The organism is Aeromonas sp. Lyrl_2 (genome assembly GCF_051948815.1).
Taxonomy (GTDB): Bacteria; Pseudomonadota; Gammaproteobacteria; order Enterobacterales; family Aeromonadaceae; genus Aeromonas; species Aeromonas veronii.
On sequence record NZ_JAYJLJ010000001.1, the window covers coordinates 100,574 to 119,065 of the forward strand.

The following is an 18,492-nucleotide window of genomic DNA, read 5'->3' on the forward strand; positions in this document are numbered from 1 at the left end:
TCGATGCGCATCAAGGGGGCAACTGACGGGTGATTTCCCTCTTACGGGGGCTTATTCCATCCCGCGACTGCCGATAGAATGGCCCGACATTCACTCTGGAAGCCGATCCGATGACCATCCAACAACTGATTGAAGCCAAGCTGACCGTAGCCCTCTCCCCCACCGTGCTGGAGGTGATCAACGAGAGCCACATGCACCGAGTGGAACCGGGATCTGAGAGCCACTTCAAGGTGGTGATCGTCAGCGAGCAATTTGCAGGGCAGCGGCTGCTGGCCCGTCATCGTCAGGTCAATGCTGTGCTGGCCGACGAGCTGGCCGGTGCCGTTCATGCACTGGCACTGCATACCTACACAGAGACCGAGTGGCGGGAAAAAGGCCACGCCCCGCGCACCCCGAGCTGCGTTGGCAAACCGTCACTCTCCTGAAAGCGGTTGTACCACAGGATTTCCCTCGAGAACCTGCCAACAAAAATTAAACAAATTTCCCCCATTGGCCCCGAAAAGGCTACATCTAAGGGGGTATATTTCGGCATCAAGGCGTTTTTGCTGATAGTGGAGGCAGCGGCAAATACCCCCATCGAGGTATCGAAATAAAAAAACCTTTAAAACCACTACTTACAAGGTGTCAGGGGCTTATTCATTGCAGGTTAATTTTGTGATGGCACGGGGATTTTGCCCATTTGGCATGGCAGAAAATGCACCTTAAGTGGTAAACTCAAGCGCTTTTGAGTGAGCCTGCATGTTGAATAATTGTTGAGCCTGCCCACCTGGCGCAACCACAACATCGACTCATTCAACCACCCGTCGTGATGTATTTCTCGGCGCTAACCAACCTCTCCCGTAACGGTAGTGCAAGTAAGTATGATTACAATCAAAAGAGGACTGGACATCCCCGTGCTGGGTGCGCCAGAGCAAGTAATCTACGATGGCCCCGCCATCACCCGTGTTGCGACACTGGGCGAGGAGTTTGTGGGGATGCGACCTACTATGTTCGTCAAAGTAGGTGATCGCGTCATCAAAGGTCAGGATCTTTTTGAAGACAAGAAGAATCCGGGCGTTAAATTCACAGCTCCTGCCACCGGTGTGGTTTCAGAGATCAACCGTGGTGCCAAACGTGTTCTCCAGTCTGTGGTCATCGACCTCGACGGTTCCGATGAACAGGTGACGTTTGAGCATTTTGCCTCTGCCGAGCTGGCCAAGCTCGAGCGCAGCAAGGTGCAAGAGATCCTGGTCGCATCAGGTCAGTGGACTGCGTTGCGTACCCGTCCGTTCAGCAAAGTCCCCGCGGTAGCGTCTGCCCCGCGCGCCATCTTTGTGACTGCAATGGACACCAACCCGCTGGCAGCCGATGCCGAGCTGATTATCAAGGAACAGCCGCAGGCCTTCCTCGATGGTCTGGCCGTATTGACCCGCCTGACCGACGGCGCCGTCTACGTCTGTAAAGGCGAAGGCAGTCTGCCCCACTCTCCGCTGGCTCAGGTCAAGGAAGAGATCTTCGTTGGTCCGCACCCTGCCGGTCTGCCGGGTACCCATATCCACTTCCTGGATCCGGTCAGCAGCACCAAGGTGCAGTGGCACATCAACTATCAGGATGTGATTGCATTCGGCAAGCTGTTCACCACCGGTCAGATCTGCACTGACAAGGTGATCGCGCTGGCTGGCCCGAACGTGCTCAAGCCGCGTCTGCTGCGTACCCGTCTGGGCGCCTGCATCAGCCAGCTCACCAACAATGAGCTGCGTGCCGACGAAAACCGTATCATCTCCGGTTCTATCCTGAGTGGTGCCAAAGCCGAAGGTGTTCACGACTACCTGGGCCGCTACCACAATCAGGTTTGCGTGCTGGGTGAAGGTCGCGAGAAAGAGTTCCTGGGCTGGATCAACCCCAGCGCCAACAAGTTCTCTATCACCCGTACCACCCTCTCTCATCTGATGAAGGGCAAGCTGATCAACTTCACCACCACTACCAACGGTAGTGACCGTTCCATGGTGCCTATCGGCAACTATGAGCGGGTGATGCCACTCGACATCCTGCCGACCCTGCTGCTGCGGGACATGGTCTCCGGCGATACCGACGGTGCGCAAGCACTGGGCTGCCTGGAGCTGGATGAGGAAGATTTGGCGCTCTGTACCTTTGTCTGCCCCGGCAAGACAGAGTACGGCCCGATCTTGCGTGAGTGCCTGACCAAGATTGAACTGGAAGGTTAAGCGATGAGTTTCAAGCAACTTCTTGAAAATATGGAACACCACTTCGAACCGGGTGGAAAGTACGCCAAGTACTATGCCCTGTTCGAAGCGGCGTACACCCTGTTCTACACCCCGGGTAGCGTTACCCGCAACGCCTCCCACGTTCGTGATGCGCTCGATCTGAAGCGCATGATGATCATGGTGTGGCTGGCCGTGTTCCCGGCCATGTTCTGGGGCATGTATAACGTTGGTAACCAGGCGATTGCCGCCATTGCCCACATGGGCTCGGCTGCTGGTGCCAGCAGCTGGCAATATGCCCTGGCTACCATGCTGGGCGCCTCCCTCGATCCGGCTGTAGCCGGTATCGGCAGCAAGATGCTGATCGGCGCCACCCACTTCTTCCCGATCTACATCACCGTCTTCTTTGTCGGTGGTTTCTGGGAAGTGCTGTTCGCCATGGTGCGCAAACACGAGATCAACGAAGGCTTCTTTGTGACCTCCATCCTGTTTGCCCTGATCGTGCCGCCCGAGCTGCCCCTGTGGCAAGCTGCGCTGGGTATCACCTTCGGTGTGGTGATGGCCAAAGAGGTGTTCGGTGGTACCGGCAAGAACTTCCTGAACCCGGCGCTGGCTGGTCGTGCGTTCCTGTTCTTCGCCTACCCGGGCCAGATCTCCGGTGACGCCGTATGGGTTGCCGTTGACGGCTTCTCCGGCGCGACTGCCCTGAGCCAGTGGGCCCAAGGCGGCCAGATGGCGCTGATCAACGGTGCAACCGGCCAGGCTATCAGCTGGATGGACGCTTTCCTGGGTAACCTGCCGGGTTCCATCGGTGAAGTCTCTACCCTGATGATCCTGCTGGGTGCCGCCATGATCGTCTACATGCGCATCGCCTCCTGGCGCATCATCGCCGGCGTGATGATCGGTATGATCGCCACCTCCCTGCTGTTCAACGTCATCGGTTCCGATACCAACCCCATGTTCAACATGCCGTGGCACTGGCATCTGGTACTGGGTGGCTTCGCCTTCGGTATGGCCTTCATGGCGACCGACCCTGTCTCCGCAGCCTTTACCAACAAAGGCAAGTGGTGGTATGGCGCCCTGATCGGCGTAATGGTCGTGCTGGTTCGCGTGGTTAACCCTGCGTTTCCGGAAGGCATGATGCTGGCCATTCTGTTTGCGAACCTGTTTGCTCCCCTGTTTGACCACTTCGTCGCTCAGGCAAACATCAAGCGGAGGATTGCTCGTGGCGTTTAATAAAGATTCAACCCTCGGCACCGTCAGCGTTGTCACCGGCCTCTGTCTGGCCTGTTCCATCGTGGTATCCGTTGCCGCTGTGGGCCTGCGTTCTACCCAGCAGGAAAACAAGGCGCTGGACAAGCAGAGCAACATTCTCGCCGTAGCCGGTGTGGATGTGAGCGAAGTGGCCAAGCGCGACCTGGCCAAACTGTATGGCGAGAAGATCGAAGCCCGTCTGGTGGATCTGGCGACCGGTGACTTTGTTGACGGCGATGCCGACAACTTCGACACCAAGCAGGCAGCCAAAGATCCGGCCCGCAGCATCCGTCTTGCCGCCGCTGACGACAAGGCCAGCCTGCGTCAGATCTCCAAGCAGATCCCGGTATTCTTCGCCAAGGATGCCGAAGGCAAGATCGACAGCATCATCCTGCCCATCTACGGTCAGGGTCTGTGGTCGACCATGTATGCCTTCGTCGCCGTTGCCGCTGATGGCCAGACCATCAAGGGCATCACCTACTATGACCACGGTGAAACACCGGGTCTGGGTGGCGAGATCGAAAACCCGGCCTGGCAGGCGCTGTTCAAGGACAAGAAACTGTTCGACCAGAATGGCATGCCGGCGCTGCGCGTCATCAAGGGCCATGCTCCGGCGGGCTCCGAGCACGAGATCGATGGTCTCTCCGGTGCCACTCTGACCGGTAACGGCGTACAGCATACCTTCGACTTCTGGATGGGTCCCAAGGGCTTCGGTCCTTTCCTGGCCAAGGTTCGTGCAGGAGAAATCAACAATGGCTGACAAGAGCGAAATGAAGAAGTTGCTGTTGACGCCTGTGCTGGGCAACAACCCCATCGCCTTGCAGGTGCTGGGTGTCTGTTCTGCACTGGCGGTTACCAGCCAGATGAAAACTGCGTTTGTAATGACCCTCGCGGTCATGGCGGTCACCGCCTTCTCAAACCTGTTCATCTCCCTGATCCGCAACCAGATCCCGAACAGCGTCCGGATCATCGTGCAGATGGCGATCATCGCCTCACTGGTTATCGTGGTTGACCAGGTGCTCAAGGCGTACGCCTATGACATCTCCAAGCAACTGTCGGTCTTCGTGGGTCTGATCATCACCAACTGTATCGTAATGGGCCGCGCCGAAGCGTATGCCATGAAGAGTGCCCCGCTGCCCTCCTTCCTGGATGGTATCGGCAACGGTCTGGGCTATGGTGCCATTCTGCTGAGTGTCGCGACCGTGCGTGAACTGCTGGGCTCCGGCACCTGGTTCGGCATCGAGCTGCTGCCGCTGGTGAACAACGGTGGCTGGTATGTGCCCAACGGCCTGCTGCTGCTGCCGCCGAGTGCATTCTTCATCATTGGTCTGATCATTTGGGGCGTGCGCACCAAGGATCCCAAGCAGGTGGAGGCGAAGGATTAAGGTATGGAACACTATCTGAGTCTGTTGATTAAATCGATCTTCATCGAAAACCTGGCACTCTCCTTCTTCCTGGGGATGTGTACCTTCCTGGCGGTGTCCAAGAAGGTAAAGACCTCCATGGGTCTGGGTATTGCCGTTATTGTGGTGCAGACCATCGCGGTTCCTGCCAACAACCTGATCTACAACTACGTGCTTAAAGATGGCGCTCTGGTATCCGGTCTGGATCTGAGCTTCCTGAGCTTCATCACCTTCATCGGTGTGATTGCAGCACTGGTACAGATCCTGGAGATGGCGCTGGACAAGTACTTCCCGGCACTCTACAACGCGCTGGGTATCTTCCTGCCGCTCATCACCGTGAACTGCGCCATCTTCGGTGGCGTCTCCTTCATGGTGCAGCGTGACTACAACTTCATGGAGTCTGTGGTCTACGGTGTGGGTTCAGGGGCAGGCTGGATGCTGGCGATCGTTGCGCTGGCTGGTATCCGCGAGAAGATGAAGTACTCCGATGTTCCGGAAGGCCTGCGCGGTCTGGGCATCACCTTCATCACCGCCGGTCTGATGGCGCTGGGCTTCATGTCCTTCTCTGGTATCTCCCTGTAATCGGCTTTCCTGCAATCAGAAAGGAACGATAGATGGAAATTATTTTGGGTGTGGTCATGTTTACCGTGATCCTGCTGGCACTGGTGGCAGTCATTCTGTTCGCCAAGTCCAAGCTGGTGACCGCGGGCGACGTGACAATCAGCATCAATGGTGACCCGGCCAAGGCTGTGACCAGCCCGGCCGGTGGCAAGCTGCTCGGCGTGCTGGCTGGCAGCGGTATCTTCGTCTCCTCCGCCTGTGGCGGCGGTGGCTCCTGCGGCCAGTGCAAGGTACGGGTGAAATCCGGTGGCGGCGACATTCTGCCGACCGAACTGGATCACATCAGCAAGGGCGAAGCCCGTCATGGCGAGCGTCTGGCCTGTCAGGTTACCGTTCGCTCCGACATGGATATCGAACTGCCGGAAGAGATCTTCGGGGTGAAGAAGTGGGAATGTACTGTTATCTCCAACGATAACAAGGCCACCTTCATCAAGGAGCTCAAGCTGCAGATCCCCGATGGCGAGAGCGTGCCGTTCCGCGCCGGTGGTTATATCCAGATTGAAGCCCCGGCTCACCACGTGCACTACAAGAACTTCGATATTCCCGAGGAGTATCGCGGTGACTGGGATCGCTTCAAGATTTTTGAGCTGGAGTCCAAGGTCGATGAGCCAATCATCCGTGCCTACTCCATGGCCAACTATCCGGAAGAGTTCGGCATCATCATGCTGAACGTGCGTATCGCGACCCCGCCCCCGAGCAACTGGACTGCCCCTCCGGGACAGATGTCCTCCTACATCTTCAGCCTGAAGGCTGGCGACAAGGTGACTATCTCCGGTCCGTTCGGTGAGTTCTTCGCCAAGGATACCGATGCCGAAATGGTATTCATCGGTGGTGGTGCAGGTATGGCTCCGATGCGTTCCCATATCTTCGACCAGCTGCGTCGCCTGAAGTCCAAGCGCAAGATGAGCTTCTGGTACGGTGCCCGTTCCAAGCGCGAAATGTTCTATGTCGAAGACTTTGACATGCTCGCCGCCGAGAACGAGAACTTCACCTGGAACGTCGCCCTGTCTGATCCGCAACCGGAAGACAACTGGGACGGCTACACCGGCTTCATCCACAACGTGCTCTACGAGAACTATCTCAAGAACCACGAAGCACCGGAAGATTGCGAGTTCTACATGTGTGGACCTCCGGTGATGAACGCTGCTGTCATCAACATGCTCAAAGACTTGGGCGTTGAAGACGAAAACATCCTGTTGGATGACTTTGGTGGTTAATCCATGCACAGTGTTGTAAAGACCTGGCTAGCCTTCGGGCTAGCCTTTTTCTTGACTGGGTGCGGTCAGGAGACGGTCCAATCCAAACCGGAGATCCACATCACCGGTAGCACCATGGGCACTTACTACTCCATCAAGGTGGCGGACAGCGCCATCACCGATCCAGCCAAGCTTCAAGCTGAGGTGGATGTCTTGCTGGAGCGGGTCAACGATCAGATGTCGACCTATCGCCCCGATTCCGAGTTGTCGCGCTTCAACCAGAGCCGTGACAACAAACCGGTAGTGGTCTCCCGCGATACCGCACGGGTCGTCACAGAGGCCATTCACATTGGCCGTGAGAGCCAGGGGGCGCTGGACGTCACCGTTGGCCCCTTGGTCAATCTGTGGGGCTTTGGCCCGGACAAGAAGCCGACCAAGGTCCCCTCCGACGAGCTGATCACCCAGACTCGCCAGAAGACCGGTCTGGGCAACCTGCACGTCATCACCTCGGTGGATGCCGATACCCTGCAAAAAGATATTCCGGATCTCTACGTCGATCTCTCCGCCATCGCCAAGGGCTTTGGTGTGGACAAGGTAGCCGAGTATCTGGAGTCACTGGGTGCGCGCAACTATCTGGTGGAGATTGGCGGCGAGCTGCGGATCAATGGCGTCAACGGCAAGGGTCACCCTTGGCGCGTGGCCATCGAGAAGCCCACCGCAGGCACCGGCACGGTGCAAGAGGTGATCGTGCCCGGTGACAACGGGGTGGCCACCTCCGGCGATTACCGCAACTACTATGAACTGGATGGTCAGCGCTTCTCCCACACCATAGATCCGCGCAGCGGCAAGCCGATCCAACACCGTCTGGTGTCGGTCACCGTGATCCATCCCTCCTGCATGACCGCAGACGGGTTGGCCACCGTGTTTATGGTGATGGGGACCGAGAAGAGCCTGGCCTATGCCAACGAGCGCGGCCTGGCGATCTTCGTGATCACCAAGACGGACAACGGCTTTGAAGAGGCTTACTCCGATGCCTTCAAGCCCTATCTGGCCAAGAAGTAAGAGGTAGAGATGCAGATTTTTCTGATCACCTTCGGGGTATTCATGCTGGTGATAGCCGCCATGGCTATCGGTTACATCTTCCAGAAGAAGACCATCTCCGGCTCCTGCGGCGGTTTGGGTAGCGTCGGCATCGAGAAAGAGTGCGATTGCCCGGAACCCTGCGACAACCGCAAGAAGAAGATGGCCAAGGAAGAAGCCCGTCGCAAGATGCTGGAAGAGAACCGCATCATCTGATGACTCTGGTTTTTCGGTAAACAAAAGCGCGCCATCGGCGCGCTTTTTACTGGCCGTTATCTTGCGTTAACGGTCAGGGCTGACGTTCGATGTAGAGGATCACCTCGCCAAGATGGATACCGAACTTGCTGATCTCGGCACGATTGATCAGACGATCTTCGTCCAGCAGATACATCCAGTCATCGAAGCTCACCCGCACTACCTCGCCATCCGGCAGCGCCAGATCAAGCTGATAACGCCAGTTGAGGGCAAACCCTTGGCTTTTACCCATCGCCTCCCCCACCACATCGGAAGCAGTACCTCGCCAGTGACCGTCAACCCCCTTGCTCAGATACCAGGTACGGGTCTGCTGGCGGCCATCATCAAAGTAGAACTGCTCGAACAGCTCTCCCTTGCCATCCTTCCAACGACCCACCATCTCGACCCGAAAGCGACTAGTCACTTCGCCGCTGCGGTCGGTTACCAGGCCGTGAGCCACCAGTTTGCCGTTGAAGAAACGGGCGAGATCCCAGTTTGGCCCCTGCCCACGATAGTCATCGAGACTGGCACCACAGCCACTCAGCAGCAAAAAGGGGAGCAACAGCAACCAGCGGTATGCACGATAGAAAGGCATCAGAGACTCCATGTTCAGGGTTGGCCACGCAGGCGGCGGGTCAGGGCAGGATCGCGGCTGTTGTCAGCCAGCCAGATGGCGAGAAAAGCGGCCGAGAATTGCGGATCCGCCAGAGTCCCAATGGACTTCTCTTGCCACCAGAAGTGGCCTGCCCCGCCCTTGTCGACATAGAAGGTGAGCTTGTCGCCTGCCTGCACATCGGGCCAGAGTGCAGCGAGCTGGCCGAGCCAGCGCTGACGCTCGGCGTCAGAGCCAAGACCGAGCCGCTGCCACTCCACGGCAGTAGCGCTCAGCAGGTCTTCCCGCTCGATGGATCTGGCATAGGTGAGGGTCAGGGCCTGCGGATAGTGACCGGGCTGATAGTGCCCGCTTTCACTGTAGAGGGTGGCATCGTAGAGCTTGAACCAGAGCCAGTTCATCTCCCCCTGACCGACCGGGCGCAGCTGCTGCCAGGGGGCGGCAGAAGCCTGCACTGCGGTTGCAGCCAAGAGCGTAAACGCCAGCAGCAGCGGGTTAATTCCACCCCATATGCCAGTGGTTGGGGTCTTCCAGTTCATGCCAGTCCATCTCCTGTTCCTGCAGGGTGTTGATATCCTGCATCACCACCTGCACCAGCTGCCCTTGCGCATCCCGCTGGCAGGCAACCACCAGATAGAAGCGATCAGTCAGCTCATGCTGGCTCTCTTTGGTCCATTTGGAAAAAAGCAACGAGTCGGTCGAAAAGGTGTTTATCATGACTCACCCTCCAGCTTGACCATTACCCACAGGAGTACGGGTAACCACCACATCCAGATCACAGCCAGCAGCGCCGTGCTGATCCAGATGCCCCAGGGTAAGTGTACTGCCCCCATGGCAGCCCCCGCCACATAGGAGGAGGCACCGCCAAACACGCCAAACAGCGCCTGCTGCCAGCGAGGCAAGCGCAGCAGCCAGCGCATACCGTGGGCCAGCGTCAGGGCAAAACCGAGCCAGAGCAGCACCAGCCAGAGGGGAAAACCGGACGGGAACCGGAACAGGCCGAGCTGCCAGAGCAGCACATCCAGCAGACAGCCGGCCACCGCGATGGGGAGCAGCCGCCAGTCACGCAGGCGGCTGGGTGAGAAGAGAAAGTGCAGCAGCAAGATTGCCAGCAGCGGGCCCGGCTGCTGCCACTTCACCGCCAGCAACCAGTAGAGGTTGAACCCCAGCAGGTGAGCCCACTGCCACATGATCAGTGACCGCTTACTGGCACATCACCCGACCAGCCAGCGGGCCCCGGCTTGGCGGCCTCCAACTGCACCAGACTGATGGTGCGCTCCCAGAATCCCCCCTCGCAATAGGCGAAGTAGAAGTGCCACAGCCGGATGAAATCCTGGCTGTAACCGAGCTTGGGCAGCTCGGGCGCCAACGCCAGAAAGCGCTCGCACCAGTGAGCTAGGGTGCGGGCATAGTGATGGCCGTGATCGTGCAACCGCACCAGCTGCATGTCGGTCTCCCGCGCCAGCAACCCCGCCATCTGGGAGACACTCGGCAGGCAGCCACCGGGGAAGATGTAGCGCTGGATGAAATCAACACCGCGCAGATACTGGGCATGGCGCTGATCGGCGATGGTGATGGCCTGGATGAGCAGGCGACCACCAGGCTTGAGCAGCCGTGACAACTGGCGGAAATAGTCGGGCAGGAAGGCGTGGCCCACCGCCTCGATCATCTCGATGGAGACCAGCTTGTCATAGGTCCCCTCCAGCTTGCGGTAATCCTCCAGCAGCAAGGTGATGCGATCCCCCAGCCCCTCCCGCGCAATCCACTCCTTGGCATAGTCATGTTGGGCCCGGGAGATAGTCGTGGTGGTCACCCGGCAGCCATAGTGGCGGGCGGCATAGACAGCAAGGCCGCCCCAGCCGGTGCCGATCTCCAGCAGATGATCGTCAGGCCCTAACTCGAGCCGCTCGCAGATGGTGCGCAGCTTGGCCTGCTGCCCCTCTTCGAGGGTGGCCTCGGTGCTCGGATAGATGGCGCTCGAGTACTGCATATGGCTGTCGAGAAACCCCTGATAGAGGGTATTGCCGAGATCGTAGTGGGCGGCGATGTTGGAGCGCGAACCGGTCAGAGTATTGCGGTTGAGCCAGTGGCGCACCTTGTTGAACGGGAAACTGAGCCAGCCGAGGCGCCGCTCGAGGGAGTCGAGCAGGGCCAGATTGCGGGCCAGCAGCCGCACCAGCGCCACCGGATCCGGGCTGGTCCAGAGCCCCTCTACCCAGGTTTCCCCAGCGGCAATGCTGCCCCCCAGCAACAGGCGACGATAGAAGGCAGGATCCTGCACCACCAGTTCGGCATGCAGATCGGTGCCAGCGACGCCAAAGCTGTGGCGCTCACCGCCATCCCGCAGCAGCAGCTGGCCATGTTCGAGGCGACCCAGCAGATTGAGCAGCAGTTGTCTTGCCCCTTTGTCGATGAAAGAGGCAGAGAGGGTTGATTGCACAAGTTCCATTAGCGGCTCTCCGGATGGGTAAAAATCGGGGTTCGTTTGATAAAAAGACGCAGGGCCTGCCAGTAGATCCCGAGCAGCACCTTCATGGTCATCCATGGCCAGCGGGCCAGCAGGGCCACCAGCCCCTTGCGTGACAAGGGTTCGCGCGTGAGCGCCAGGGTGGCGTCAAACAGCTTGGCTTCACCGGATACGGGATGACTCTCGATATGGATCAGTGTCTCCTGCGCAGGCGGCCTGATCCGCCAGTGATAACGCATCGCCAGCCCCATAAAGGGGGAGACGTGAAAATCCTTGTCATGGGGTGCCAGCGCTGCCAGATCCAGCAGGTAGTAGTGACGCTCGTTCCAGGGAGTGTTCGACACCTCTGCCAGCAGATAGCGCGCCTCGCCCTGCCGGTAGCAGAAGTAGAAGTTGACCGGGCTGAAGTAGAATCCCAAACAGCGCACGTTGCCGAGCAGCAGTACCCGCCCCTCGGGCTCGGCATCGCCACCCAGCTCGCTCACCTTCTGCCACACCGCCTGCTTGAGGCTTCCCTCACTCCCCTTGAGATAGTCATGGCGGTGAAACGAGAGCAGCCCCGAGCGCTCCACACCGAACCAGCGCCCCTGATCGAGCTGCGGCAGCTCGTCGAGATCCAGTCCCAGCATAAAGAGGCTGTAGGAGAAGGTGTGAGCCCGTGGTGCAAAACGGCGGTGGCGCACCGAGCCTTGCCAGATGGCGCTGGTGACGCCAGCCAATTCGTCGGCACGCTCATGTTCAGTGGCCACGGTGGCGCCGTTCATAGCTCGGCTCCGAAGCGCCTGGCGACATCCAGCGCGCTGCGCACCCCATCCTCATGGAAGCCGTTGTACCAGTAGGCACCACAGAAGTGGGTGTGCTGCTGGCCGCAGATCTCCGCGCGCCGCTGCTGGGCGGCAATAGAGGCCTGATTGAACACCGGATGGTGATAGACGAAGCGGCGCAGCACCTTGCTCTCATCCACCTTGCCCCTGGGGTTGAGGCTGACACAGAAGGGCTCCGGCGAGTTCACCCCCTGCAGGATGTTCATGTTGTAGCTCACCAGTGGCCGCGCCTCATCGTTGCCATCGAGCTGATAGTTCCAGCTGGCCCATGCCTTGCGGCGGGTGGGCAGGCAGCGCGCATCGGTATGGAGCCAGACATCGTTGGCCTGATAGGGCATGTCACCGAGGATGGCCTGCTCCCGCTCGCCGGGATCCGCCAGCAGCGCCAACGCCTGATCGCTGTGGCAGGCGAAGATCACCTCGTCAAACCGCTCCTCGCCATAAGAGCTCTGGATCATCACGCCGTCCGCGTCCCGCCGCACGCTCTGCACCGGACAGGCGAGGCGGATCTGCGACTGCCAACCCGCGGTAAGGGGGCCGATATATTCCCGCGAGCCACCCGGGATCACATACCACTGGGGGCGATTGGCCACATCCAGCAGGCCGTGGTTGGCAAAAAAGCGCAGGAAGAAGCCAAGGGGGAAGGCGCGCATATCGGCCAGGGTCGATGACCAAATCGCCGCTCCCATCGGCAAGATGTAATGGCGGGCGAAGTAGTCGCTAAACTCCCCCGCCAGCAGAAAGTCTCCCAGGGTCAGCTCGGGGCCAGCACCCTGATGTTGACCATCTGCCAGCCAGGCCCGTGCCTCCCGGTTGAACCGCAAAATCTCGCCAACAAAACCGTAGAAACGGGGGCTCAACAGATTGCTGCGCTGGGCAAACAGGGTGTCGAGGTTGTGGCCGTTATACTCCAGCCCCTCCGGACTCTTCACCGAGAAGCTCATCTCGGCCGGTTGGCGCGCCATGCCGATCCGTGCCAGCAACTTCAAGAAGTTGGGGTAGGTGCGATCGTTGAAGACGATAAAACCGGTGTCGATGGCATAGCTGCGGCCAGCCTGATTCACATCGACAGTGGCTGTATGCCCCCCCAGAGTCGGCGCCGCCTCGAACAGGGTGATGTCATGGAGTTTGTGGAGCAGAAAACCGGCGGTGAGCCCCGAGATCCCTGAACCGGCGATGGCGATCTTTTTCTTCATGAATGGCTTCCTTTCGATACGAGTGCGCGGCCAAGGCGCAGCCAGAGCCCCACCGGCAGCGCACCAAGCAGGCGCAGCAGCCAGATGAAACGGCGGGGAAAGTGGATTTGGTGACGACCGGCGGTCAGCCTGTCCATGATGGCGCGGGAGGCCTGCTCCACCGTCACCAGACAGGGCATGGGAAAATCATTTTTGGCGGTCAGCGGCGTCTGGACAAAGCCAGGGCGGATCAGAGTCACCCCGATCCCTTTGCTGGCCAAATCGAGGCGCAAGGTATCCGCCAGATAGTCGAGGGCCGCCTTTGAGGCGCCATAGGCCTCGGCTCGTGGCAGCGGCAGCCAGCTCACCGACGAGCTGACGATGGCCAGCCGTGACCCAGCCCCGAGCAACGGCAAGAAGGCGGCCAAAGCATGGCCGGTAGCGGTCAGATTGGTATCGATGACACGGGCAAACAGCTCGCTGTCAAACCCATCGCCGACATCCATGTACTCGCAGTTGCCTGCGTTGAGGATCAGCAGATCGAGGAATGGCAGCGTAGCAGCCACCCCGTTCATAGCGGCCAGATCCCGGGCATCGAACTGCAGCGGCGTGACACCGTGCAGCCCCAGCGCCTGCAGCCGTTCACCATCGCGGCCACAACCCCACACCTGCCAGCCTGCCCGCCGGTAATCCAGCGCCAGTTGACGACCTATGCCAGAGGTCGCGCCTGTAATAAGCACTCGGCCGCTCATGCGCCAAGCCTCATCTTGATAGTGCGCACCACGGGCCCGAGCAGCGGCAACTGCTCGTAGAGCATGGCGCCCAGGTCAAAATAGTCCCGGTGCTGGCACACCTTGCCCGCCTCGTCGAACTCGAGGCGGGTGGCCCCCTCCACCGTCACCGGCTCACCACCACGCAATCTGGGGTGAGAGAAGGTCATGGTCCAGCCGAGCCAGGCCTGCTGCCCTTGTTGCTGCTGACTGGTGATGACGAAACGGCAGTAGGCGAGGCGCTGATAGAGGGCGGCAAAATAGTCGCCAAGGGCAGCCAGCCCCTCGATACGGTGGGCCGGATCGGTAAAGACCACCTGTTCGGCATAGACCTCGGGCAAGCGGTGCAACTGCTGTTTGTCCAGTTGCTGATAGAGGCCAATAAAGCGGGCCAGCGGCTCGTTCATCCTATTTCTCCAGAGAGCGAAACATCTCGATGGCTCTCACCCGGGCAACGGCGTGATCCACCATGGGTGCCGGATAATCCTGTCGCCCCTTGAGTCGCAGCCAGTCGTGGGGCTGATGCACATAAGCGGCGGGAATATCGGCCAGTTCAGTTACCCAGGTACGGATAAACTCCCCTTGTGGATCAAATCGTTGCCCCTGAGTGGTGGGGTTGAACACCCGAAAATAGGGCGCCGCATCGGCACCTGTGCCCGCCGCCCACTGCCAGCCGCCGTTGTTGGCCGCCAGATCGCCATCGATGAGCCGACTCATGAAGTAATCCTCCCCGAGCCGCCAGTGGATGTGGAGATCCTTGGTGAGAAAGCTCGCCACTATCATCCGCAGCCGGTTGTGCATCCAGCCGGTGGCGTTGAGGCAGCGCATCGCCGCATCGACGATGGGGTAGCCAGTGCGCCCCTGGCACCAAGCGGCGAAGGCATCCGGGTCCCAGCTCCACGGCAAGGCCGCCGTCTCCGCCTTGAAAGGGCGATTCATCGAAAGAGTCGGGATCAGCACCAGCAGGTGGCGATAGAACTCGCGCCAGATGAGTTCATTGAGCCAGACAAAGCCGGGCTGGGCCTTGGACTGGGGCCGATAGCCAAGCCGCTGCTGGAGCGCCGCCACACACTGACGGGGACTGATGATGCCCGCCGCCAGATAGGGGGAGATCACGGACGTGCCCGCGATGGCAGGAAAATCCCGGGTCTCGCCATAGTCGAGCACCGCCTGCTCCAGAAAATCGTTCAAACGGCGCTGGGCTTCCGCCTCCCCCACTGGCCAGCGTGGATCAGGCGTCAGCTCGCCGAGCGCCTCATCAACCCACGCCCGCTCGGCCAGCGGCTGCCACGGCAGTGGCTCGCCCCGTGGCGCAGGAGCGCGATGAATGACAAACCCCTCCTCATCGAGTGCCTTGAGCCAGGCTCGGCTGAAAGGGGTGAAGACCTTGAACATCTCCCCCGACCCGGTCAGCACCCGCCCCGGCGGCAATACGCAACAGCCGTTGAGCCAGTGGCAGCCCACCGCCTGCTCTGCCTGCGCGGCGCTGACGGCATGATCGCGACGCTGCTCGTCGATCTCGATAGCCTGATTGGCATAGAGCTGGGTCACCCCCTGCTCGCGGCAGAGGTTTGCCAGCGCAGCGGGCACCTCGGCAAAAGTCTCCACTCGCAGCAGATGGAGCGGGATGCCGAGGGCCGCCAGCTCGCGGCCCAGCACATCGACCTGCGCCAACATAAAGCGCTGACGGACGGGTGCCATTTTGTGCTGCCGCCACTGGGTAGGAGAGATGATAAAGAGCGCGGCGACCGGTCCATCACCGGCGCAGGCATGCCGCAGCGCCGGGTTGTCGGCAAGGCGCAGATCGTTGCGAAACCAGACCAGTTTCATGACTTTTTCCTCCCGCGTCCGCTTGTGCCAGCAGCATCTGGGGCATCCGCCATCAGCTCGGCAAGGCTCGCCTGCCAGCAGTGTGCTTTAAGCCACTCATCGTCGTAGAGGCGCCCCAGCTCACCAAACAGGCGCGTGCCTACGGGCCACCCGGCGGCCAGCTCCTGTTTGCCAAGCCCGGCCCCCAGCAGCACCAGCCAGGGAGTGGCTGCACGTCCTTCCAGCAGGCTGGCATGGCGCGGCTCCACCGCCCCCAGCAGTTGCACCTCATAGCCCTGACCGATCAGCTCGTAGGCGGCCCAGACCAGATCGAGGGGGCCAACCTGTCCCCAGCTCGCCAGCGTGATCGGCACGCCCTTCTCCTGCTCGATCAGGTGGCGGGCGAAGCGGGTATGAAGCCAGCCCAGCCACACCTGTTGCAGCAACTCGCCATCGGGCCGCTCGCGCCACAGCCCCAGCAGCCGCTCCACCAGCGGTTGCAGTATCCGGCTGCGCACCAGCTCGAACGGGTAGCTTGCCAGCAGGTCGTTGAGCTCGGCCTCCGCCTTGCGCTGGTTGAAGGCGAGCAGCGCCTGACTGAACTGCTCCAGGGTTTGCTGCCAGTGATCGCTCACTGGCTCGGAATGGGGTTCGCTCAAGAGCCCCTTCACCTGCCCGATACTCACTCCTCGCTCCAACCAACTCAGGATCTCGCCGATCTGGCGAATATCCTGCTCGCTGTAAAGGCGGTGGCCCTTTTCGGTGCGGGCCGGTTGCACCAGACCGTAGCGGCGCTGCCAGGCACGCAGGGTCACGGCGTTGACGCCGGTGAGACGGGAGACCTCGCGAATGGGATAGATCCCCTCATCAGCGAGAGGAGCAACTTCTTGCGATAAATCAGACATGACAACGTCCATCAAACAGAGGGGTAAGGCTCCCCGGCGCAAACCATGCGCCGGGGCAACAGAACGGATTCAGAGCCCGTAACGCAATTTGAGCGTATCGGGGTGCGGATTCAGATAAACCTGCTCGGCGAGATAGGGATTGGGGTACTCGCGCAGGTAGTGGCGGATCAGGGTGAGCGGCACCAGCAAGGGGAATATGCCGGTGCGGTACTTGTCGATGGTATCGGCAAGCTCCTGCTTCTGGGCCGGGGTCAGCACCCGCTTGAAGTAGCCCTGCAGGTGCATCAGCACATTGGTGTGACTGCGGCGGTTGGCTCGCAGGGTCAGCGCCGTCATCAATCCCTTGATGTAGTTGTCGGCCACCTCCTGCAAATTGGTGGACTTGCCCAGATTGCCGAGCAGCTTGCCGAGGATGCGGTAGTGGGTGGTGGCATGGGAGAGCACCAGATACTTGTAGCGGGAGTGGAAGCGGATCAGCGCAGAGGCGGTAATGCCGCGGGCGCAGAGCTGCTGCCAGTCGTGGTAAGCGAAGACCCGCAGCACGAAATTCTCCCGCAGGATGGGGTCGCACAGGCGGCCATCTTCCTCTACTGGCAGCAGGGGGTTGGCCTCCATCAACGCCTTGGCAAAGAGGCCAATCCCCTCCTTGGCGCTCCCCTCGTTGTTGGCGCCATAGACCTTGACCCGCTCCATACCACAGCTGGGTGATTTGGCACAGAGGATGTAACCGGAGATAAAGTCGAGCTGGCGTGCTTTCTGCTCGCTGAAGGCAATCAGCTTTTCGGTGACATCGAAGCTACCGTTGCTCGCCTCGGCGCGGATCTCGCCGTGACGCTTGACCAACCGGATGGCGGCACGGGGCGCCCCGAGACCGATAGCCATCTCGGGACAGACGGGGTGGTAGTCAAAGTGAGCGCCAAGATCCCGTTCGCAGAAGCTGGAGCGCTTGTGGCCCCCATCGAAACGTACCTCTTGTCCCAGCAGGCAGGCACTGATACCGACTTTAATCTTGTACATGATGACGCTCCTTGTATAAGCATTGATTCAGTTATAGCAGTTATACAAAAAAATGAAAGTTGTATAACTATTTGCGACTGATACGACACAAGGAGAAAAAAGGGATCACCGGAAAAAGAAAAAACCCATGGCGAACGCCATGGGTAAAAAACAAGACACTACGGACTACGGGAAGGGGGATTAGAAGCTGTACTTCACACCCAGGCTGGAGATGGAACCTTTTTGCAGATCCCAGTTGCGATAGGTGTAATCGGCAGTCAGCGCCCAGTTCTGGTTGAGCTTGTAGGCACCGCCCACCTTGAAGTCGTGCATATCGTCGGTCATGTTGGCGTAGCGATAAGCGGTAGAGAGCTCGACATTGCCGATGTCGTAGCGCAGACCCACTTCACCGTACATGCTGCCGCTATCTTTGCGAGCAACAGCATCCCACCCTTTGTTAGCGATATCGCTGGCAAGTTCACGCTCCAGCATGTAGCCGGTCAAACCGGTTTCACCGTAGAGGTTCAGACCCGTGCTCAGCGGGGTAAATACACCGACACCGATGCTGGAGATCGACATGCTGTCGTTGCCGTTGCTGCGAGAGGTGTATTCAGTGCTGCCGCGACCATAGAAATTGGAGCCGAAGCTCTTGGAGAGATCCAGGCTCAGACCGCCAAAATCACGGGTTCCTTTACTGTCATTGCTGAAGGTACCGCTGAGATAGTCGGATTTGGTGTGCGCCCAGGTGGCGGAACCCTTGGCGTAGCTGAAGGCATCCTGCGCCATAACGGAAGTAGAGGCAAACCCGGCCAGAACCAGAAGAGAGACAGTTGCTTTTTTCATGATGATAACTCCATGTGATTGGGCCCGTTGCTAGCGAGCTGGTATGGAGTCATTGTGCGATCAGGTTCCCGGCTTGCCGAGCTACAAGCTGTTGCAGAACC

The 18,492-nt window shown here is 59.7% G+C and carries 22 protein-coding genes; 9 read left to right on the forward strand and 13 right to left on the reverse strand.

The genetic code is table 11. The annotated features are described in order from the left end of the window. Positions 1–110: 110 nt before the first annotated feature. The 9 genes from VF684_RS00450 (at position 111) to nqrM (ending at position 7,971) form a co-directional block, all read left to right on the forward strand. Entirely contained in the window at positions 111–425 is a 315-nt protein-coding gene (locus tag VF684_RS00450; RefSeq protein WP_376898894.1) for a BolA family protein, read from the forward strand. 435 nt (positions 426–860) lie between these two features. Beyond that, positions 861–2,204, forward strand: a complete 1,344-nt coding sequence (locus VF684_RS00455; RefSeq protein ID WP_041202293.1) for a Na(+)-translocating NADH-quinone reductase subunit A — start codon at positions 861–863, stop codon at positions 2,202–2,204. Positions 2,205–2,207: 3 nt separating this feature from the next. After that, the gene (locus VF684_RS00460; RefSeq protein ID WP_005338642.1) at positions 2,208–3,437 is read left to right on the forward strand and encodes an NADH:ubiquinone reductase (Na(+)-transporting) subunit B; all 1,230 of its coding nucleotides are present in this window, start codon (positions 2,208–2,210) and stop codon (positions 3,435–3,437) included. Further along, entirely contained in the window at positions 3,427–4,215 is a 789-nt protein-coding gene (locus tag VF684_RS00465) for a Na(+)-translocating NADH-quinone reductase subunit C (RefSeq protein WP_005338643.1), read from the forward strand. Before VF684_RS00460 ends, VF684_RS00465 begins: the two co-directional genes overlap by 11 nt. Further along, entirely contained in the window at positions 4,208–4,840 is a 633-nt protein-coding gene (locus tag VF684_RS00470) for an NADH:ubiquinone reductase (Na(+)-transporting) subunit D (protein WP_005338644.1), read from the forward strand. Before VF684_RS00465 ends, VF684_RS00470 begins: the two co-directional genes overlap by 8 nt. Before the next feature lie 3 nt (positions 4,841–4,843). Further along, positions 4,844–5,440, forward strand: coding sequence for an NADH:ubiquinone reductase (Na(+)-transporting) subunit E (gene nqrE / locus VF684_RS00475; RefSeq protein WP_005338645.1), 597 nt, complete (start codon positions 4,844–4,846; stop codon positions 5,438–5,440). 32 nt (positions 5,441–5,472) lie between these two features. Continuing rightward, positions 5,473–6,696 (forward strand): NADH:ubiquinone reductase (Na(+)-transporting) subunit F, encoded by a 1,224-nt coding sequence (gene nqrF / locus VF684_RS00480; protein WP_005338656.1) that lies wholly within the window; start codon positions 5,473–5,475, stop codon positions 6,694–6,696. Between the two features lie 3 nt (positions 6,697–6,699). Beyond that, positions 6,700–7,737, forward strand: a complete 1,038-nt coding sequence (locus VF684_RS00485; protein WP_257725688.1) for an FAD:protein FMN transferase — start codon at positions 6,700–6,702, stop codon at positions 7,735–7,737. A 9-nt stretch (positions 7,738–7,746) separates the two neighbouring features. After that, positions 7,747–7,971, forward strand: a complete 225-nt coding sequence (gene nqrM / locus VF684_RS00490) for a (Na+)-NQR maturation NqrM (protein ID WP_005338668.1) — start codon at positions 7,747–7,749, stop codon at positions 7,969–7,971. A 73-nt stretch (positions 7,972–8,044) separates the two neighbouring features. Here the strand turns inward: nqrM and VF684_RS00495 are convergent, their stop codons facing one another. The 13 genes from VF684_RS00495 to VF684_RS00555 all read right to left on the reverse strand — a co-directional run bounded on the left by VF684_RS00495 (position 8,045) and on the right by VF684_RS00555 (position 18,391). Next, positions 8,045–8,584 carry a DUF3833 domain-containing protein gene (locus tag VF684_RS00495; RefSeq protein WP_139440013.1) on the reverse strand — a complete coding sequence of 180 codons (540 nt, stop codon included), beginning with the start codon at positions 8,582–8,584 and terminating at the stop codon, positions 8,045–8,047. Between the two features lie 14 nt (positions 8,585–8,598). Further along, positions 8,599–9,141: a chalcone isomerase family protein gene (locus VF684_RS00500; RefSeq protein WP_257725687.1), complete on the reverse strand. Its 543-nt coding sequence runs from the start codon at positions 9,139–9,141 to the stop codon at positions 8,599–8,601. Further along, on the reverse strand, positions 9,098–9,316 hold the full coding sequence (locus VF684_RS00505) for a TIGR02450 family Trp-rich protein (RefSeq protein WP_123174202.1): 219 nt from the start codon (positions 9,314–9,316) through the stop codon (positions 9,098–9,100). The genes VF684_RS00500 and VF684_RS00505 overlap by 44 nt, the downstream gene beginning before the upstream one ends. Continuing rightward, positions 9,316–9,792 carry a DUF2878 domain-containing protein gene (locus VF684_RS00510; RefSeq protein ID WP_167556722.1) on the reverse strand — a complete coding sequence of 159 codons (477 nt, stop codon included), beginning with the start codon at positions 9,790–9,792 and terminating at the stop codon, positions 9,316–9,318. Before VF684_RS00510 ends, VF684_RS00505 begins: the two co-directional genes overlap by 1 nt. Before the next feature lie 2 nt (positions 9,793–9,794). Beyond that, positions 9,795–11,051 (reverse strand): SAM-dependent methyltransferase, encoded by a 1,257-nt coding sequence (locus VF684_RS00515; protein ID WP_201911516.1) that lies wholly within the window; start codon positions 11,049–11,051, stop codon positions 9,795–9,797. Then, positions 11,051–11,833 carry a DUF1365 domain-containing protein gene (locus VF684_RS00520; RefSeq protein ID WP_139433734.1) on the reverse strand — a complete coding sequence of 261 codons (783 nt, stop codon included), beginning with the start codon at positions 11,831–11,833 and terminating at the stop codon, positions 11,051–11,053. Before VF684_RS00520 ends, VF684_RS00515 begins: the two co-directional genes overlap by 1 nt. Then, positions 11,830–13,089 carry an NAD(P)/FAD-dependent oxidoreductase gene (locus VF684_RS00525; protein WP_376898898.1) on the reverse strand — a complete coding sequence of 420 codons (1,260 nt, stop codon included), beginning with the start codon at positions 13,087–13,089 and terminating at the stop codon, positions 11,830–11,832. Before VF684_RS00525 ends, VF684_RS00520 begins: the two co-directional genes overlap by 4 nt. Continuing rightward, positions 13,086–13,820 (reverse strand): SDR family NAD(P)-dependent oxidoreductase, encoded by a 735-nt coding sequence (locus VF684_RS00530; RefSeq protein ID WP_376898900.1) that lies wholly within the window; start codon positions 13,818–13,820, stop codon positions 13,086–13,088. The genes VF684_RS00525 and VF684_RS00530 overlap by 4 nt, the downstream gene beginning before the upstream one ends. Further along, positions 13,817–14,245 carry a nuclear transport factor 2 family protein gene (locus tag VF684_RS00535; RefSeq protein WP_005343652.1) on the reverse strand — a complete coding sequence of 143 codons (429 nt, stop codon included), beginning with the start codon at positions 14,243–14,245 and terminating at the stop codon, positions 13,817–13,819. The genes VF684_RS00530 and VF684_RS00535 overlap by 4 nt, the downstream gene beginning before the upstream one ends. A gap of 1 nt (position 14,246) precedes the next feature. Then, positions 14,247–15,668 (reverse strand): deoxyribodipyrimidine photo-lyase, encoded by a 1,422-nt coding sequence (gene phrB, locus VF684_RS00540; protein WP_376898902.1) that lies wholly within the window; start codon positions 15,666–15,668, stop codon positions 14,247–14,249. After that, a complete protein-coding gene (locus VF684_RS00545; RefSeq protein ID WP_201911520.1) occupies positions 15,665–16,552 on the reverse strand; it encodes a MerR family transcriptional regulator in 888 nt (295 codons plus the stop codon). The genes phrB and VF684_RS00545 overlap by 4 nt, the downstream gene beginning before the upstream one ends. A gap of 69 nt (positions 16,553–16,621) precedes the next feature. After that, complete coding sequence (locus VF684_RS00550) at positions 16,622–17,569, reverse strand: YbgA family protein (RefSeq protein ID WP_040096502.1); 948 nt, start codon at positions 17,567–17,569, stop codon at positions 16,622–16,624. A gap of 180 nt (positions 17,570–17,749) precedes the next feature. Continuing rightward, entirely contained in the window at positions 17,750–18,391 is a 642-nt protein-coding gene (locus VF684_RS00555) for an outer membrane beta-barrel protein (protein WP_108611962.1), read from the reverse strand. Positions 18,392–18,492 lie beyond the last annotated feature (101 nt).